Origin of the sequence: Streptococcus sp. 714 (genome assembly GCF_013277115.1) — a bacterium.
Classification (GTDB): domain Bacteria; phylum Bacillota; class Bacilli; order Lactobacillales; family Streptococcaceae; genus Streptococcus.
This window is the reverse complement of sequence record NZ_VMMH01000011.1, coordinates 11,751-29,482: the sequence shown is the minus strand read 5'-3', so window position 1 is coordinate 29,482 and position 17,732 is coordinate 11,751. Positions and strand designations below refer to the sequence as shown.

Genomic DNA, 17,732 nt, shown 5'->3' with positions numbered 1-17,732 from the left:
AAATGAAACGTATTGCTGTTTTGACTAGTGGTGGAGACGCCCCTGGTATGAACGCTGCCATCCGCGCAGTTGTTCGTCAAGCAATTTCAGAAGGAATGGAAGTTTTTGGTATCTATGATGGATATGCTGGAATGGTTGCTGGTGAAATTCATCCCCTAGATGCTGCTTCAGTAGGAGACATCATTTCTCGTGGTGGTACTTTCCTTCACTCAGCTCGTTACCCAGAGTTTGCTCAACTTGAAGGGCAACTTAAAGGGATTGAGCAATTGAAAAAACACGGGATTGAAGGCGTAGTGGTTATCGGTGGTGACGGATCTTACCACGGTGCTATGCGTTTGACTGAACATGGCTTCCCAGCTATCGGTCTTCCAGGTACAATCGATAACGATATCGTTGGTACTGACTTCACAATCGGTTTTGATACTGCGGTTACTACTGCTATGGACGCTATCGATAAGATTCGTGATACATCATCAAGTCACCGTCGTACTTTTGTTATCGAAGTTATGGGACGTAACGCAGGTGATATCGCTCTTTGGGCAGGTATCGCAACTGGTGCTGACGAAATTATCATCCCTGAAGAAGGCTTCAAGATGGAAGATATCGTAGCAAGTATCAAAGCTGGTTATGAGTGTGGTAAAAAACACAATATCATCGTCTTGGCTGAAGGTGTGATGTCAGCGGCTGAATTTGGTCAAAAACTGAAAGAAGCTGGAGATACAAGCGACCTTCGTGTGACAGAACTTGGACATATTCAACGTGGTGGTTCTCCAACTGCGCGTGACCGTGTTTTAGCATCACGTATGGGTGCTCATGCCGTTAAACTTCTTAAAGAAGGTATCGGTGGTGTTGCGGTTGGTATCCGTAATGAGAAAATGGTTGAAAACCCAATTCTTGGAACTGCAGAAGAAGGAGCATTGTTCAGCTTGACTGCAGATGGTAAGATTGTGGTTAACAACCCACACAAGGCTGATCTTGAACTATCTAGCTTGAATAAGAGCTTGTCATAATTTATAATTTAGTTAATAAGACCAAAAAGGTTATATATATAAAGGAGTCACAAAAATCATGAACAAACGTGTAAAAATCGTTGCAACTTTGGGACCTGCGGTAGAAATCCGTGGTGGTAAAAAATTCGGTGATGACGGATACTGGGGTGAAAAACTTGATGTTGAAGCTTCAGCTAAAAACATTGCTAAATTGATTGAAGCTGGTGCTAACACATTCCGTTTCAACTTCTCACACGGTGACCACCAAGAGCAAGGTGACCGTATGGCAACTGTTAAACTTGCTGAAAAACTTGCAGGTAAAAAAGTTGGTTTCCTTCTTGATACAAAAGGACCAGAAATCCGTACTGAATTGTTTGAAGGAGATGCAAAAGAGTACTCTTACACAACTGGTGAAAAAATCCGTGTTGCTACTAAGCAAGGAATCAAATCAACTCGTGATGTGATTGCATTGAACGTTGCTGGTGCTCTTGATATCTATGATGATGTTGAAGTTGGGCGTCAAGTTTTGGTTGACGATGGTAAACTTGGTCTTCGTGTGGTTGCTAAAGATGATGCGGCTCGTGAATTTGAAGTTGAAGTTGAAAACGATGGCGTAATTGCTAAACAAAAAGGTGTTAACATTCCTAACACTAAAATTCCTTTCCCAGCTCTTGCTGAACGTGATAACTATGACATCCGCTTTGGTCTTGAACAAGGTATCAACTTCATCGCGATTTCATTCGTACGTACTGCAAAAGACGTTAACGAAGTTCGTGCAATCTGTAAAGAAACTGGTAACGGACACGTTCAATTGTTCGCTAAAATCGAAAACCAACAAGGTATCGACAACTTGGATGAAATCATCGAAGCTGCTGATGGTATCATGATCGCTCGTGGTGACATGGGTATCGAAGTACCATTTGAAATGGTTCCAGTTTACCAAAAAATGATCATCAAGAAAGTCAATGCTGCAGGTAAAGTTGTTATCACTGCAACAAACATGCTTGAAACAATGACTGAAAAACCACGTGCAACTCGTTCAGAAGTATCAGACGTATTTAACGCTGTTATCGATGGAACTGACGCTACAATGCTTTCAGGTGAGTCTGCAAACGGTAAATACCCACTTGAGTCAGTAACTACAATGGCTACTATCGACAAGAATGCTCAAACTCTTCTTAACGAATACGGACGTTTGAACTCAGATTCATTCGAACGTAACTCTAAGACAGAAGTAATGGCTTCAGCTGTTAAAGATGCTACTAACTCAATGGACATTAAATTGGTTGTAACTCTTACTAAGACTGGACACACTGCACGTTTGATTTCTAAATACCGTCCAAATGCTGATATCTTGGCATTGACATTCGACGAATTGACAGAACGTGGCTTGATGTTGAACTGGGGTGTTATCCCAATGTTGACAGATGCTCCATCATCAACTGACGATATGTTCGAAATTGCTGAACGTAAAGCGGTAGAAGCAGGTCTTGTTGAATCAGGTGATGATATCGTTATCGTTGCTGGTGTACCAGTAGGAGAAGCTGTTCGTACAAATACAATGCGTATCCGTACAGTCCGCTAATCAAAATTGAAAAAGCCTATCATATCAAGCTTATAGCCTGTATGATGGGCTATTTTTTTGTCTATGGGGCACAACTTTTTACTTGATATTTAATGAGACAGTATCAAGTGAATCAATCACTGCTTGTTTCATGACATTTGTAATGTGAGTATAGATTACAGTTGTTTTTTATGGCTTACACAAGATACGCTGTCTTGTAGAAGCGAACGTAAAACAGATATTAAGTTTAAATACAGAAAAAACAACCCCCTGATGATTCAAGGAGTTGTCTATAGCTAGATTAGTTTTTTGAAGCTGCTTGGAATTCAGGATTTTTCCATGCTTCATCAATGATAGCTTGCAATTCTTTTGCAGATGCTTGCATTTTTTGAGTTTCTGCGTCGTTCAATGGGATGTTTACTGGACGAACGATACCGTGGGCACCAACGATAGCAGGTTGACCGATAAAGACGTTCTCAACTCCATATTGACCTTCTTGGAATACTGAAAGTGGAAGAACAGCATTTTCATCATCAAGGATAGCTTTTGTAATACGAGCAAGGGCTACAGCGATACCGTAGTATGTTGCACCTTTTTTGTTGATGATTGAGTAAGCAGCGTCACGAACTGAGATGAAGAGTTCAACAAGGTCTGCTTCATTCAAGTCACGGTTAGCTTGCAACCATTGTTCCAATTTAACACCGGCAACGTTAGCGTGTGACCAAACGGCAAATTCTGAGTCACCGTGCTCACCCATGATGTAGGCGTGAACTGAACGAGCATCAACACCAATAGTTTCAGCAAGTGCTTGACGGAAACGAGCTGAGTCAAGTGAAGTACCTGAACCGATAACGCGTTCTTTAGGGAATCCAGAGAATTTCCAAGTTGAATAAGTCAAGACATCTACTGGGTTAGCTGCAACAAGGAAGATACCATCAAAACCTGAAGCAACAACTTGCTCAACGATAGATTTGTTAATTGCAAGGTTTTTACCCACAAGGTCAAGACGAGTTTCACCTGGTTTTTGAGGAGCACCGGCTGTGATAACAACAAGATCAGCGTCCGCACAGTCTTCGTACTTAGCAGCGTAGATTTTCTTTGGTGAAGTAAATGCAAGCGCATGGCTAAGGTCTTCAGCATCACCAACAGCTTTTTCAAACAATTGAGGAATTTCAATAATACCAAGTTCTTGTGCGATTCCTTGAGTAACAAGAGCGAAAGCGTAAGATGAACCTACGGCACCATCACCAACAAGGATAACTTTTTTGTGTTGTTTAGTTAGTGTCATTTGTCTAAACATCTCCTTAATTTTATTTAGGGATTTTCCCAGATAGATTCATTCTATCACTTTTAAAAAACTTTGTCACGAATATGCCTTTCAGTTCTTGATGTAAACGTTTTAGCAGGGTAGATGGCTGAAATATAGGATACAATATGGTATAATATACCTGATTACTAATTGTGAAATGAGGCATTTATTAATGCAGGATAAAAATTTAGTGAATGTCAATCTGACAAAGGAGATGAAAACAAGCTTTATCGATTACGCCATGAGTGTTATCGTAGCGCGGGCTCTTCCTGATGTTCGAGATGGCTTGAAGCCTGTTCACCGTCGGATTCTCTACGGAATGAATGAATTAGGTGTTACTCCAGATAAACCCCATAAAAAATCTGCTCGTATTACAGGGGATGTCATGGGTAAATATCACCCACACGGGGATTCCTCTATCTATGAAGCCATGGTCCGTATGGCTCAATGGTGGAGCTACCGTTATATGCTTGTAGATGGTCATGGGAACTTTGGTTCTATGGATGGTGATGGTGCTGCCGCCCAACGTTACACTGAGGCACGTATGAGCAAGATTGCTCTGGAGATGCTTCGTGATATCAATAAAAATACGGTTGATTTCGTTGATAACTATGATGCCAATGAACGTGAACCTTTAGTCCTTCCAGCTCGTTTTCCAAATCTTTTAGTTAATGGAGCTACTGGTATTGCTGTCGGTATGGCAACCAATATTCCACCTCATAACCTGGGTGAGACCATTGATGCAGTGAAGTTAGTTATGGACAACCCTGAAGTGACTACGAAGGACTTGATGGAAGTCTTGCCTGGGCCAGATTTTCCAACTGGTGCCCTTGTTATGGGGAAATCAGGTATCCATAAGGCTTACGAAACAGGTAAAGGTTCGATTGTTCTTCGTTCTCGTACTGAAATCGAAGAAACTAAGACAGGCCGTGAGCGCATTGTTGTAACAGAATTTCCTTATATGGTCAATAAAACAAAGGTACATGAGCACATTGTTCGCTTGGTTCAGGAAAAACGCATTGAGGGGATTACAGCAGTACGTGATGAGTCAAACCGTGAAGGGGTTCGTTTCGTGATCGAGGTCAAGCGCGATGCCTCTGCAAATGTTATCCTTAACAACCTCTTCAAGATGACCCAGATGCAAACCAACTTTGGTTTTAATATGCTTGCAATCCAAAATGGGGTACCGAAGATTTTGTCTCTTCGTCAGATTTTGGATGCCTATATCGAGCACCAAAAAGAAGTGGTTGTTCGTCGTACCCGTTTTGATAAGGAAAAAGCGGAAGCGCGTGCTCATATCTTAGAAGGTCTCTTAATCGCACTCGACCATATTGACGAAGTGATTCGTATCATCCGTGCTAGTGAAACGGATGCGGAAGCACAAGCTGAGTTGATGAGCAAGTTTAAACTTTCTGAACGTCAAAGTCAGGCCATCCTTGATATGCGTCTTCGTCGTTTAACAGGTTTAGAACGCGATAAGATTCAGTCTGAGTATGATGACCTCTTGGCTCTGATTGCGGATTTAGCAGATATTCTTGCTAAACCAGAACGTGTTTCTCAAATCATTAAAGATGAATTAGACGAAGTCAAGCGTAAGTTTGGTGACCAACGTCGTACAGAGTTGATGGTCGGTGAAGTCTTAAGCCTCGAAGATGAGGATCTGATTGAAGAATCGGATGTCTTGATTACGCTTTCTAACAAGGGCTACATCAAACGTCTGGATCAAGCTGAGTTTACTGCTCAAAAACGTGGGGGTCGTGGTGTTCAAGGAACCGGGGTTAAGGATGATGATTTTGTCCGAGAGTTAGTGTCAACTAGCACTCATGATCATCTGCTCTTCTTCACAAATAAAGGTCGAGTCTATCGCCTTAAAGGATATGAAATTCCTGAATATGGCCGTACTGCCAAGGGATTGCCGATTGTCAATCTTTTGAAATTGGATGAAGGCGAAAGTATTCAGACCATCATCAATGTTGAATCTGAACGCAGTGATGAAGCCTATCTCTTCTTCACAACCCGTCATGGTATCGTGAAGAGAACCAGCGTCAAGGAATTTGCTAACATTCGTCAAAATGGACTGAAAGCTCTTAATCTAAAGGATGAAGATGAGTTGATTAATGTCTTGTTGACAGAAGCAGATACGGATATTATCATTGGTACCAAGTTTGGTTATGCAGTTCGCTTTAATCAATCAGCCGTTCGCGGCATGAGTCGTATCGCCACTGGTGTGAAAGGTGTTAATCTCCGTGAGGGAGACACAGTAGTTGGTGCTAGCGTAATTACTGATCAAGATGAGGTTCTTATCATTACTGAAAAAGGATACGGTAAGCGTACAGTCGCTACTGAATACCCAACAAAAGGTCGTGGTGGTAAAGGGATGAAGACGGCTAATGTAGCTGAGAAAAATGGTCCTCTATCGGGTCTCTTGACAGTTAAAGGTGATGAAGACTTGATGATTATAACCGATACAGGTGTCATGATTCGAACTAATGTTGCCAATATTTCACAAACAGGGCGCTCAACTATGGGAGTTAAAGTGATGCGTCTGGACCAAGATGCCAAAATTGTGACCTTTACGACGGTTGCAGCGGCAGAAAAAGAAGAAGTTGGGACAGAAAACAAAACAGAAGGTGAAGCATAATGTCTCAAAAAAATAAAAAAAAGAAAACAAACCGTAAAAATTTACTAATCAATATTTTAGCAGGATTCTTGATTCTATTATCAGTTGCTTTGATTTTTAATGCTAAACTGCGTGATATGGTCATGGTTTGGAATACGAATAAGTACCAAGTTAGTCAGGTCTCAAAAGAGAAATTAGAAGAAAATCAAGAAACAGAAGGAAATTTTGATTTTGACTCGGTCAAAGCAATCTCTTCTGAAGCTGTTTTAGCTTCTCAATGGGATACTCAAAAATTACCAGTTATTGGTGGAATTGCTATTCCTGAATTAGAAATGAATCTGCCGATTTTTAAAGGATTGAATAACGTAAATCTATATTATGGTGCTGGTACTATGAAGCGTGATCAAGTGATGGGAGAAGGAAATTATAGTCTAGCTAGTCATCATATTTTTGGTGTTGATAATGCTAATAAAATGTTATTCTCTCCTTTGGATAATGCTAAAAATGGTATGAAAATTTATCTAACTGATAAAAATAAAGTTTATACTTATGAAATACGTGAAGTCAAACGTGTTACACCAGATCGTGTTGATGAGGTTGATGATAGAGAAGGGGTCAATGAGATCACATTAGTAACCTGTGAAGACCTTGCTGCTACAGAACGTATTATTGTAAAAGGCGATTTGAAAGAAACAAAAGATTATTCACAGACATCTGATGAAATTCTAACAGCTTTCAATCAACCATATAAACAATTTAGTTAAGATAAGTCAGTGAAAAGATGATATCTGGAGAGGACAATCCTTGTCTTCTCCATTTTATATTTAGAGCTATAAACATTTGTTTATTACAGTTGTTATACTCAATGAAAATCAAAGAGCGAACTAGGAATCTAGAAGCAGGCTGTACTTGAGTAGGGTAAGACAGACTGACGTGGTTTGAAGAGGTTTTCGAAGAGTGTTAATATTCTGAAAATCAAAAACATTCAGTTTGATGATGTTACTAGTAATGTTACTTGGGTTTTGGAATACTCTCAGTGAGGGATGGTAACTCTTTTTATACCATAACTAATAATACAAAGTGTGTAATCTTAAAGTAGATATAAAGAGTTAAATTTTAAAAAAATTATTATTTGTTTATTTTTTATGTTATAATAACAAATATAAAAATTAGGAGATGTTTATGAGTTCTTCAGAGTTTATTTCGAAGATAGATTATTATTGCCATAAGAAAGAAAGTCTTTTCAAGCAAAGCAAGTTCAAATATGCTATTCGTTCCATGTTTGCAGGTGCTTTTTTAACTTTTAGTATAGCTGCTGGGGCTATTGGTGCGGATTTATTAAATAATATTGTTCCAAGTAGTGGGTATTTCCTTTTTCCATTTGTTTTCGCTTGGGGTCTGGCTTATATCGTCTTTCTAAATGCGGAATTGATAACTTCCAATATGATGTATTTAACAGCAGGTGCATTTTTGAAAAAGATTGATTGGAAAAAGGCAATGATTATTTTACTCTATTGTACTCTGTTTAATCTAATTGGTGCGATGATAGCTGGATGGTTATTTGCTAACTCGTCAGCCTTTTCTCATCTAACAAATGATAGTTTTCTACCTAAGTTAGTGGCTAAGAAGTTGGCGCGTCCAAGTGATTTAGTCCTGCTCGAAGGAATTCTCGCAAATGTATTTGTAAATATCGCCATTCTTTCGTCTATACTAGTCAAAGATGGTAGTGCCAAACTATGGATTATTTTATCAGCTATTTCCATGTTCGTCTTCTTGTCTAATGAGCATATAGCAGCCAATTTTGCTTCCTTTAGTATTATGAAATTCAGTATGATTGCTGATCAAGTACCTCACTTTGATATTCCAAATATCCTTCGACATTGGGGAGTAACCTTTATTGCTAACTTTATTGGTGGAGGACTTCTAATTGGATTACCATATGCCTTTCTAAATAAGAATCAAGATGTATATGTTGATTAAGAAGAGTCAGATTAGAAAGAGAATTAGAAGGATTCCCTTTTTTCTTTTATAGAATAGGTTTGAGGAGAAAATCGTTTTGTAAATCTTAACAACAAAATATATTAAATAGAGTAAAAGTTAGTCCATGAAATCACGATATTCTGATAATTAAAAATTCTAAAAGCTTGTTATTAAAACTATGTAAACGATTGCTGAATTTTTAAATTTATCAAAAATAGAATTAGGAAAGGCTTTTCATTATAGCTATTTTATGTTATAATTATCACAAATAAAAGCTTTAGGAGTTTATTATGGTTTCTTCAGAATTTATCTCAAAGATTGAATTTGCTTGCAAGAAGAAAGAAAGTCTTTATAGTCAAAGCAAATTGAAGTATGCGATTCGTTCCATGTTCGCAGGTGCTTTTTTAACCTTCAGTACTGCCGCAGGTGCAGTTGGAGCTGACTTGATTAATAAAATTGCACCAGGTAGTGGACGCTTCCTCTTCCCATTTGTATTTGCTTGGGGATTGGCCTACATTGTTTTCTTGAATGCTGAGTTGGTAACATCAAACATGATGTTCTTAACTGCTGGTAGTTTCTTGAAAAAAATTTCTTGGAGAAAAACAGCTGAGATTTTACTTTACTGTACCTTGTTCAACCTTATCGGGGCTTTGATAGCAGGTTGGGGCTTTGCTCATCTGACTCACGATAGTTTCATTTCAGGGGTTGTTGAGATGAAGTTAGGTCGCTCAAATGAATTAGTCTTACTTGAGGCGATTTTGGCCAATATTTTCGTAAATATTGCGATTCTTTCATTTGTTTTGGTCAAAGATGGTGGTGCCAAACTTTGGCTAGTTTTATCAGCAATTTACATGTTTGTATTCTTAACAAATGAGCACATTGCTGCGAACTTTGCTTCTTTTGCGATTGTAAAATTCAGTGTTGCTGCTGATTCAATTGCTAACTTCGGTGTTGGAAATATGCTTCGTCACTGGGGTGTAACCTTCGTTGGAAACTTGATTGGCGGTGGTCTCTTGATGGGTCTTCCATATGCCTTCCTCAATAAAAACGAAGATACTTATGTAGATTAAGAAAATAAGCACGATTGAGTCGTGCTTTTGCGTTTTTAAAATAGGGCAATAGCTATTTTCTATATCAAAATATAGAAAATTGATATTGGTAAACTATAACTCAAGGTGTTACAATATCCTTAATCAAACTATTTGGAGGTCGTTTTATGACTCGTGATTTTAAATTTGAAACTTTGCAACTACACGCTGGTCAAGTTGTGGATCCAGCAACTAAGTCTCGTGCAGTGCCTATTTATCAAACAACATCCTTTGTTTTTGATGACACGCAGGAAGGTGCCGATTTGTTTGCCTTGAGAAAACCAGGTAATATCTATACTCGTATCACCAACCCTACAACAGCTGCCTTTGAAGAAAGAATTGCTGCCCTTGAAGGTGGCGTTGGAGCTCTTGCAACAGCATCAGGTATGGCCGCGGTTACTTATACGATTTTGGCTCTTGCACATGCTGGTGATCATGTAGTAGCAGCATCAACTATTTACGGTGGAACCTTTAATCTCTTGAAAGAAACCCTTCCTCGTTATGGTATCACAACAACCTTTGTGGATGTAGATAATTTGGAGGAAGTAGAAGCAGCTATCAATGACAATACCAAGCTTGTCTTGATTGAAACCTTGGGGAATCCCTTGATTAACATTCCTGACTTGGAAAAATTGGCTGAGATTGCGCATAAACATCAGATTCCACTCGTTTCTGACAATACCTTTGCTACACCTTATTTGATTAATGTTTTTTCTCACGGTGTAGATATTGCCATTCACTCTGCGACTAAGTTTATCGGTGGGCATGGTACAACTATTGGTGGAGTGATTGTCGACAGCGGTCGTTTTGACTGGGCAGCTTCAGGGAAATTTCCTCAATTTGTTGAGGAAGACCCAAGTTATCATAACTTGAGCTATACTCGTGATGTGGGTGCAGCAGCTTTTATTATCGCTGTCCGTGTTCAATTGCTTCGTGATACAGGTGCAGCCTTGTCGCCATTTAATGCCTTCCTCTTGCTTCAAGGACTGGAAACCCTTTCACTTCGTGTGGAACGTCATGTACAAAATGCAGAGAAAATTGTTGAATTCCTTGTAAATCATCCTAAGGTAGAAAAAGTTAACTATCCAAAATTGGCTGATAGTCCTTATCATGCCTTGGCTGAGAAATATTTACCAAAAGGTGTGGGATCAATCTTTACCTTCCATGTCAAAGGTGGGGAGGCAGAAGCACGCAAGGTAATTGATAATTTAGAAATCTTCTCTGACCTTGCAAACGTGGCAGACGCTAAGTCTCTGGTTGTTCATCCAGCTACAACCACTCACGGTCAATTGTCAGAAAAAGACCTAGAAGCAGCAGGTGTCACACCAAACCAAATCCGTTTGTCAATCGGTCTTGAAAATGTAGAGGATTTGATTGAAGACTTGCGCTTGGCCTTGGAAAAAATTTAAAGTAAAAGATATAAACAGTGGGTTTTGACTCACTGTTTTTGATTTTCCCTCAGGCATGATATAATGGTTAAAGAAGTCTAGAAAGAGGAACGATATGAACGAAATCAAATGCCCCAATTGTGGGGAAGTCTTTACAGTAAATGAAAGCCAGTATGCCGAACTTTTGTCCCAAGTGAGAACGGCAGAGTTTGACAAGGAATTACACGACCGCATGAAGCAGGAACTGGCCTTGGCTGAGCAAAAGGCTATGAATGAGCAACAGTCTAAACTAGCTCAAAAAGACCAAGAAATCGCGCAATTGCAGAGTCAAATCCAAAACTTTGATACAGAGAAGGAATTGGCCAAGAAAGAAGTTGAACAGACAAGCCATCAGGCTCTCTTGGCCAAGGACAAGGAAGTGCAGGCCTTGGAAAACCAATTGGCGACCTTGCGTTTGGAACATGAAAATCAACTGCAAAAGACCCTTTCTGACCTTGAAAAAGAACGAGATCAGGTCAAAAATCAACTCCTCTTGCAAGAAAAAGAAAATGAATTATCTTTAGCTTCTGTTAAGCAAAACTATGAAGCCCAACTTAAAGCAGCCAGTGAACAAGTCGAATTTTACAAGAACTTTAAGGCTCAACAATCTACAAAAGCGATTGGGGAAAGTCTGGAACAGTATGCAGAGAGTGAGTTTAACAAGGTCCGTAGTTTTGCCTTTCCAAATGCTTACTTTGAGAAGGATAACAAGGTCTCTGCGCGTGGATCTAAGGGGGACTTTATCTTCCGTGAGAATGATGAAAATGGAGTAGAAATCATTTCTATCATGTTTGAGATGAAAAACGAAGCGGACGGGACAGAGAAGAAGCATAAGAACGCGGATTTTTACAAGGAATTGGACAAGGACCGTCGGGAGAAGAACTGTGAATATGCGGTGTTGGTGACTATGTTAGAAGCAGATAACGACTACTTTAACACAGGGATTGTTGACGTCAGCCACGAGTATGAAAAGATGTATGTGGTTCGCCCTCAATTCTTTATCCAGTTGATTGGTCTCTTACGCAATGCTGCTCTTAATTCTCTAAAATACAAGCAGGAGTTAGCCTTGGTTCGGGAGCAAAATATTGATATCACGCATTTTGAGGAAGACTTGGATGCCTTTAAATTAGCTTTTGCCAAGAACTACAATTCAGCTTCGACTAACTTTGGTAAAGCTATTGATGAAATTGACAAGGCCATCAAACGCATGGAAGAGGTCAAGAAATTCCTAACCACATCTGAAAACCAACTCCGTCTAGCTAATAATAAGCTGGAAGACGTTTCAGTAAAAAAATTAACTCGAAAAAATCCAACCATGAAAGCGAAGTTTGAAGCATTGAAGGGGGAGTAGAAAGCAAGAATGAACGGTATTATTAACTTAAAAAAAGAAGCGGGAATGACCTCGCATGATGCGGTTTTTAAACTGCGTAAGATTTTGGGAACCAAGAAAATTGGACATGGTGGGACCTTGGATCCGGATGTAGTGGGAGTTCTGCCCATTGCAGTTGGCAAGGCGACGCGCATGGTCGAGTTTATGCAGGACGAGGGTAAGGTCTATGAGGGGGAAATCACTCTGGGCTATTCCACGACGACTGAGGATGCCAGTGGGGAAGTGGTCGCAGAGACACCTGTTTTATCGCACTTGGATGAAAAGCTTGTTGATAAAGCAATCGCCAGTCTGACAGGACCTATTATTCAGATTCCGCCTATGTATTCGGCAGTCAAGGTCAATGGTCGCAAGCTCTATGAGTATGCTCGTGCTGGTCGGGAAGTGGAACGTCCAGAACGTCAGGTGACCATTTATCAATTTGAGCGGACAAGTCCGATTTCTTATGAGGGGAATCTAGCACGTTTTACTTTCCGTGTGAAATGTAGTAAAGGGACATACATCCGTACCTTATCGGTTGACTTGGGAGAGAAGCTGGGTTATGCGGCTCATATGTCTCAGTTGACACGGACTAGTGCTGCAGGGTTACAGTTAGATGCTGCTTTGACCTTGGAAGAAATTGCTGAAAAAGTAGAGGCTGGTCAACTGGACTTTCTCCATCCTCTAGAGATTGGGACGGGGGACCTTGTCAAAGTTTTCCTAAATCAAGAAGAGGCTACAGAAGTGCGCTTTGGTCGTTTTATCGAACTCGACCAAACAAACCAAGAATTGGCTGCCTTTGAAGATGACAAATTATTAGCCATTCTTGAAAAACGGGGGGATCTTTACAAGCCAAGGAAGGTTTTTAACTAGTATAACTGGGGTGTGGGGATGGAATTGTTTTCCCTAGACTATCCAAACCAGACTATAAATTTTGCAAAAAATGTGATAGAATAGACGACGGATAAAAAAACGGAGGATAGCATGCAAAATAGACCAATCATTATCGGAGTGACAGGCGGTTCTGGTGGAGGTAAGACCAGTGTTTCAAGAGCCATTTTATCGCACTTCCCTGATGAAAAGATTTCCATGATTGAGCATGATTCGTACTACAAGGATCAGTCTCATTTGACCTTTGAAGAGCGTGTCAAAACCAACTACGACCATCCTTTTGCCTTTGATACAGACTTGATGATCGAGCAGATTAAGGAATTGTTGGCAGGGCGTCCGGTGGACATCCCGACTTATGACTATACAGAGCATACACGGAGTAGCAAGACCTATCGTCAGGAGCCTCAAGATGTCTTTATTGTTGAGGGGATTTTGGTCTTGGAGGACAAGCGTCTGCGCGATTTGATGGATATCAAGATTTTTGTGGATACGGATGACGATGTGCGCATTATTCGTCGTATCAAGCGTGATATGGAAGAACGTGGTCGTAGCTTGGATAGCGTTATTGACCAGTATTTAGGTGTGGTTAAACCTATGTATCATCAGTTTATCGAGCCAACTAAGCGTTATGCTGATATCGTCATTCCTGAGGGAGTCAGCAATACAGTTGCTATTGACCTGTTGACGACCAAGATTGCAAAGATTTTGGAAGAAGCTCGAAACAGCAAATAATCAGACGTGGAGGCCTTGCTTCCTTTTTCTATTTTTCCCTCATAATGGTACATAAATGGAGATTTTTAGGCATATTTTTGGTATAATAATACCCATGAAAGAGCAAGAAAATGAATAGTAGGTGGAGATGGAAAAGTATTTATCGGTAACAACTTTGACCAAGTATCTGAAAATGAAATTCGATAAAGACCCTTATTTGGAACGGGTCTATTTAACTGGTCAAGTTTCCAACTTTCGTAAACGATCTACTCACCAATATTTCTCCCTAAAAGATGACCATGCAGTTATTCAAGCGACTATTTGGTCGGGGATTTATCAGAAATTAGGCTTCGATTTGGAAGAAGGGATGAAAATCAATATAATTGGGCGTGTACAGGTCTACGAACCAAGTGGTAGCTACTCTATCATCATTGAAAAGGCAGAGCCTGATGGGGTTGGTGCGCTTGCGATTCAGTTTGAGCAACTCAAGAAAAAATTGACAGAAGAAGGCCTGTTTCAAGAACGTTTCAAGCAACCTCTGCCCCAATTTTCTAAGAGAATTGGTGTAGTAACCAGTCGCAGTGGAGCCGTTATTCGAGACATTATCACGACCGTCAGCAGACGCTTTACAGGTGTTGATATCCTTCTCTATCCGACCAAGGTTCAAGGTGAAGGAGCTGCGGAGGAAATAGCTCGTAATATTGCGCGTGCTAATCAACGGGACGATTTGGACTTGCTGATTATTGGTCGTGGTGGCGGTTCCATAGAGGATCTCTGGGCCTTTAACGAAGAAATTGTGGTACGAGCTATTTTTGAATCTCGTTTACCAGTTATTTCTAGTGTAGGACATGAGACAGATGTGACTTTAGCAGATTTTGTGGCAGATCGACGAGCTGCAACGCCAACAGCAGCTGCTGAACTAGCAACACCTGTGACCAAGTTGGATCTATTAGCTCATTTGCAAAATCAGGAAAAACGGATGGCTACGGCAGTTCGAAATGTCCTATCTAAGAAACAAGAAGCTTTTAAAAAATGCAGTCAGTCTGTTATCTTTAGACAACCAGAGCGTTTGTATGATGGTTATTTGCAACGCTTGGATCAACTGCAACTGCGCTTAAAACAAAGTTTACGAACACGGATTTCTGATAACAAACAAGTCGTCCAAGCAAGGATGCATCGCCTGGTACAATTATCACCTGTTACCAAAATTCAACGTTATCAAGACCGTCTAGGCCAGTTGGATAAGCTCCTACGTAGCCAAATGGCTTTGGTTTATGATGTCAAGGTTGCTGAGGTGAAAAGACTTTCAGAAGCCTTGCTCATGTTGGATACCAGTCGAATCGTGGCGCGTGGCTATGCTATTGTCAAGAAAGAAGAGTCAGTAGTCGATTCGGTTGAGAGTTTGAAGAAAAAAGACCAAGTGACGCTTTTGATGCGAGATGGTCAAGTAGAATTAGAGGTTAAAGATGTCAAAACAAAAGAAATTTGAGGAAAATCTAGCAGAACTGGAGACCATTGTCCAAAGTTTGGAAAATGGTGAAATTGCTCTGGAAGATGCGATTGCTGCCTTTCAAAAGGGCATGGTCTTGTCAAAAGAGCTCCAAGCGACGCTGGACAAGGCTGAAAAAACCTTGGTTAAGGTCATGCAAGAAGACGGAACAGAAAGTGATTTTGAATGAAAAAGCAAGAAAAATTAGCTCTTGTCGAGTCGACTTTGGAAGATTTTTATGGAGACCAGCAGTTTGCTTCTAGTTTGCGAGAGTCTGTTCTCTATTCCATTCATGCTGGTGGCAAGCGTATTCGACCTTTTCTCTTGTTAGAAGTTTTGGAAGCCTTGCATATTGCCATCAAACCTGCTCACGCGCAGGTGGCAGCTGCCTTGGAAATGATTCATACAGGGAGTTTGATTCACGATGATCTTCCTGCCATGGATGATGATGATTACCGTCGAGGGCGGTTAACCAATCACAAGAAATTTGGCGAAGCAATGGCCATTTTGGCAGGAGATGCCTTGTTCCTAGATCCCTATGCCTTGATAGCGCAGGCAGATTTGCCAAGTCAGATCAAGGTGGACTTGATTGCCAACTTATCGCTGGCTTCAGGTAGTTTGGGCATGGTGGCAGGGCAGGTTTTGGACATGGAGGGTGAACACCAGCACCTGTCTTTGGAAGAACTCCAGACCATCCATGCCAATAAGACTGGAAAACTACTAGCCTTTCCCTTCCAAGCGGCTGCTATTATTGCTGAATTGGCTCCTGAAATGCAGGCAAAGCTGAAAACTGTTGGTGAATTGATTGGGCTTGCTTTTCAGGTCAGAGACGATGTGCTGGATGTGACCGCTAGTTTTGAGGAAATCGGTAAGACACCACAAAAGGATCTACAGGCAGAAAAATCAACCTATCCTGCTTTGTTGGGCTTGGAAGAAGCCATTGCCTTTTGTAACCAGACTTTGGATCAAGCTAATGCAAAATTAGAAGAAATTGCCCAACAGGTTCCCTTTGAAATAGAATCGATTGTAAGTGTAGTAGAAAGTTTGAGAATCAATGGCTAAGGAAAGAGTGGATGTACTAGCTTATAAACAGGGCTTGTTTGAAACGAGAGAGCAGGCCAAGCGCGGTGTCATGGCTGGTCTAGTTGTAGCAGTCCTTAATGGAGAACGGTTTGACAAACCAGGAGAGAAAATTCCAGATGACACCGAGTTAAAACTCAAGGGGGAGAAACTCAAATATGTTAGTCGTGGTGGCTTGAAACTGGAAAAGGCCTTGCAGGTCTTTGATTTGTCAGTTGAAGGAGTTACAACGATTGATATTGGTGCCTCTACTGGAGGTTTTACCGATGTCATGTTGCAGAATGGTGCTGAGTTAGTCTTTGCGGTTGATGTTGGTACCAATCAGTTGGCTTGGAAACTACGCCAAGACCCACGAGTTGTCAGCATGGAGCAGTTCAATTTCCGCTATGCTGAAAAGACTGATTTCGAGCAGGAACCGATCTTTGCCAGTATTGATGTGAGTTTCATTTCCCTAAGTCTGATCCTTCCGGCCTTGCACCGTGTCTTGGCAGATCAAGGTCAGGTCGTAGCTCTGGTTAAACCCCAGTTTGAGGCAGGACGTGAGCAGATTGGGAAAAATGGAATCATTCGTGATGCCAAGGTGCATCAACATGTTCTTGAATCTGTCACAGCTATGGCAGTAGAGGAAGGTTTTTCAGTCCTTGGTTTGGACTTTTCTCCCATCCAAGGTGGACATGGAAATATTGAATTTTTAGCGTATTTGAAAAAAGAAGAGTCAGCAAGCAATCAGGTTCTTGCTGAGATTGAAGAAGTAGTAGAGAGGGCGCATAGTCAATTTAAAAATGAATAAAAAAGAGAGACTTGAAAAAATTAGACGATTTGTGACAGATTATCAAATCGGTACGCAAGAAGAAATCGTAGAACATTTGAAAGAGGCAGGCATCACTGCCACTCAGGCAACAGTATCCCGAGATATCAAAGAGCTAGGTATTGTCAAAATTCCTTTGAGAGATAACACCTATGTCTATGAATTGCCAAAATCAATCGTGAAAAGTTTGCAACTGGCTGAAGACAATATCGAATCGGCTGAATTGATGGATAAGATGATTAATCTCCAGGTTATCCCAGGAAATACAGCTTTTGTAAAAGCTCAGTTAATCGAGACTTTTGCGGACAAAATTTTTAGCTGTTTGGCTGATGATAGCTCGATTTTAGTCATTGCCAGAAGTGAAAGTCTAGCTGAGGAAATCTTTGAACAAGTAAAAAATTGGTAGGTCT

16 protein-coding genes are annotated in these 17,732 nt (G+C 40.6%); 15 read left to right on the top strand and 1 reads right to left on the bottom strand.

Annotation, left to right across the window (positions count from 1 at the left end; all coding sequences use genetic code 11):
- The first annotated feature begins 2 nt into the window (after positions 1 to 2).
- On the top strand, positions 3 to 1,010 hold the full coding sequence (gene pfkA / locus HT718_RS05260; protein WP_020900675.1) for a 6-phosphofructokinase: 1,008 nt from the start codon (positions 3 to 5) through the stop codon (positions 1,008 to 1,010).
- A 58-nt stretch (positions 1,011 to 1,068) separates the two neighbouring features.
- Complete coding sequence (gene pyk / locus HT718_RS05255; protein ID WP_173267713.1) at positions 1,069 to 2,574, top strand: pyruvate kinase; 1,506 nt, start codon at positions 1,069 to 1,071, stop codon at positions 2,572 to 2,574.
- Positions 2,575 to 2,854: 280 nt separating this feature from the next.
- On the opposite strand, the gene HT718_RS05250 is transcribed toward pyk, so the two are convergent.
- Positions 2,855 to 3,841 carry an L-lactate dehydrogenase gene (locus HT718_RS05250; protein WP_000176427.1) on the bottom strand — a complete coding sequence of 329 codons (987 nt, stop codon included), beginning with the start codon at positions 3,839 to 3,841 and terminating at the stop codon, positions 2,855 to 2,857.
- A 193-nt stretch (positions 3,842 to 4,034) separates the two neighbouring features.
- Here HT718_RS05250 and gyrA point away from each other — a divergent pair, with 193 nt between their 5' ends.
- From gyrA to HT718_RS05185, 13 genes are all read left to right on the top strand, one after another.
- Entirely contained in the window at positions 4,035 to 6,503 is a 2,469-nt protein-coding gene (gene gyrA, locus HT718_RS05245; protein ID WP_173267711.1) for a DNA gyrase subunit A, read from the top strand.
- Entirely contained in the window at positions 6,503 to 7,246 is a 744-nt protein-coding gene (locus HT718_RS05240; protein WP_173267709.1) for a class A sortase, read from the top strand. Before gyrA ends, HT718_RS05240 begins: the two co-directional genes overlap by 1 nt.
- 418 nt (positions 7,247 to 7,664) lie before the next feature.
- Positions 7,665 to 8,462 carry a formate/nitrite transporter family protein gene (locus tag HT718_RS05235; protein WP_173267707.1) on the top strand — a complete coding sequence of 266 codons (798 nt, stop codon included), beginning with the start codon at positions 7,665 to 7,667 and terminating at the stop codon, positions 8,460 to 8,462.
- A 290-nt stretch (positions 8,463 to 8,752) separates the two neighbouring features.
- Positions 8,753 to 9,532 (top strand): formate/nitrite transporter family protein, encoded by a 780-nt coding sequence (locus HT718_RS05230; RefSeq protein ID WP_173267705.1) that lies wholly within the window; start codon positions 8,753 to 8,755, stop codon positions 9,530 to 9,532.
- 146 nt (positions 9,533 to 9,678) lie between these two features.
- Positions 9,679 to 10,959 carry an O-acetylhomoserine aminocarboxypropyltransferase/cysteine synthase family protein gene (locus tag HT718_RS05225; protein WP_061088089.1) on the top strand — a complete coding sequence of 427 codons (1,281 nt, stop codon included), beginning with the start codon at positions 9,679 to 9,681 and terminating at the stop codon, positions 10,957 to 10,959.
- 94 nt (positions 10,960 to 11,053) lie between these two features.
- Positions 11,054 to 12,328 carry a DUF2130 domain-containing protein gene (locus HT718_RS05220; protein ID WP_173267703.1) on the top strand — a complete coding sequence of 425 codons (1,275 nt, stop codon included), beginning with the start codon at positions 11,054 to 11,056 and terminating at the stop codon, positions 12,326 to 12,328.
- 9 nt (positions 12,329 to 12,337) lie between these two features.
- Positions 12,338 to 13,216 (top strand): tRNA pseudouridine(55) synthase TruB, encoded by an 879-nt coding sequence (truB, locus tag HT718_RS05215; protein WP_001013269.1) that lies wholly within the window; start codon positions 12,338 to 12,340, stop codon positions 13,214 to 13,216.
- Positions 13,217 to 13,327: 111 nt separating this feature from the next.
- Positions 13,328 to 13,966, top strand: a complete 639-nt coding sequence (udk, locus tag HT718_RS05210; protein WP_001181376.1) for a uridine kinase — start codon at positions 13,328 to 13,330, stop codon at positions 13,964 to 13,966.
- Between the two features lie 127 nt (positions 13,967 to 14,093).
- On the top strand, positions 14,094 to 15,434 hold the full coding sequence (gene xseA / locus HT718_RS05205) for an exodeoxyribonuclease VII large subunit (RefSeq protein WP_173267701.1): 1,341 nt from the start codon (positions 14,094 to 14,096) through the stop codon (positions 15,432 to 15,434).
- A complete protein-coding gene (locus HT718_RS05200; RefSeq protein ID WP_000043226.1) occupies positions 15,412 to 15,624 on the top strand; it encodes an exodeoxyribonuclease VII small subunit in 213 nt (70 codons plus the stop codon). Before xseA ends, HT718_RS05200 begins: the two co-directional genes overlap by 23 nt.
- Positions 15,621 to 16,496 (top strand): polyprenyl synthetase family protein, encoded by an 876-nt coding sequence (locus HT718_RS05195; protein WP_000743842.1) that lies wholly within the window; start codon positions 15,621 to 15,623, stop codon positions 16,494 to 16,496. The genes HT718_RS05200 and HT718_RS05195 overlap by 4 nt, the downstream gene beginning before the upstream one ends.
- Positions 16,489 to 17,304: a TlyA family RNA methyltransferase gene (locus HT718_RS05190; protein WP_173267699.1), complete on the top strand. Its 816-nt coding sequence runs from the start codon at positions 16,489 to 16,491 to the stop codon at positions 17,302 to 17,304. Before HT718_RS05195 ends, HT718_RS05190 begins: the two co-directional genes overlap by 8 nt.
- Entirely contained in the window at positions 17,297 to 17,728 is a 432-nt protein-coding gene (locus tag HT718_RS05185; protein ID WP_020900686.1) for an arginine repressor, read from the top strand. Before HT718_RS05190 ends, HT718_RS05185 begins: the two co-directional genes overlap by 8 nt.
- Positions 17,729 to 17,732: the final 4 nt, after the last annotated feature.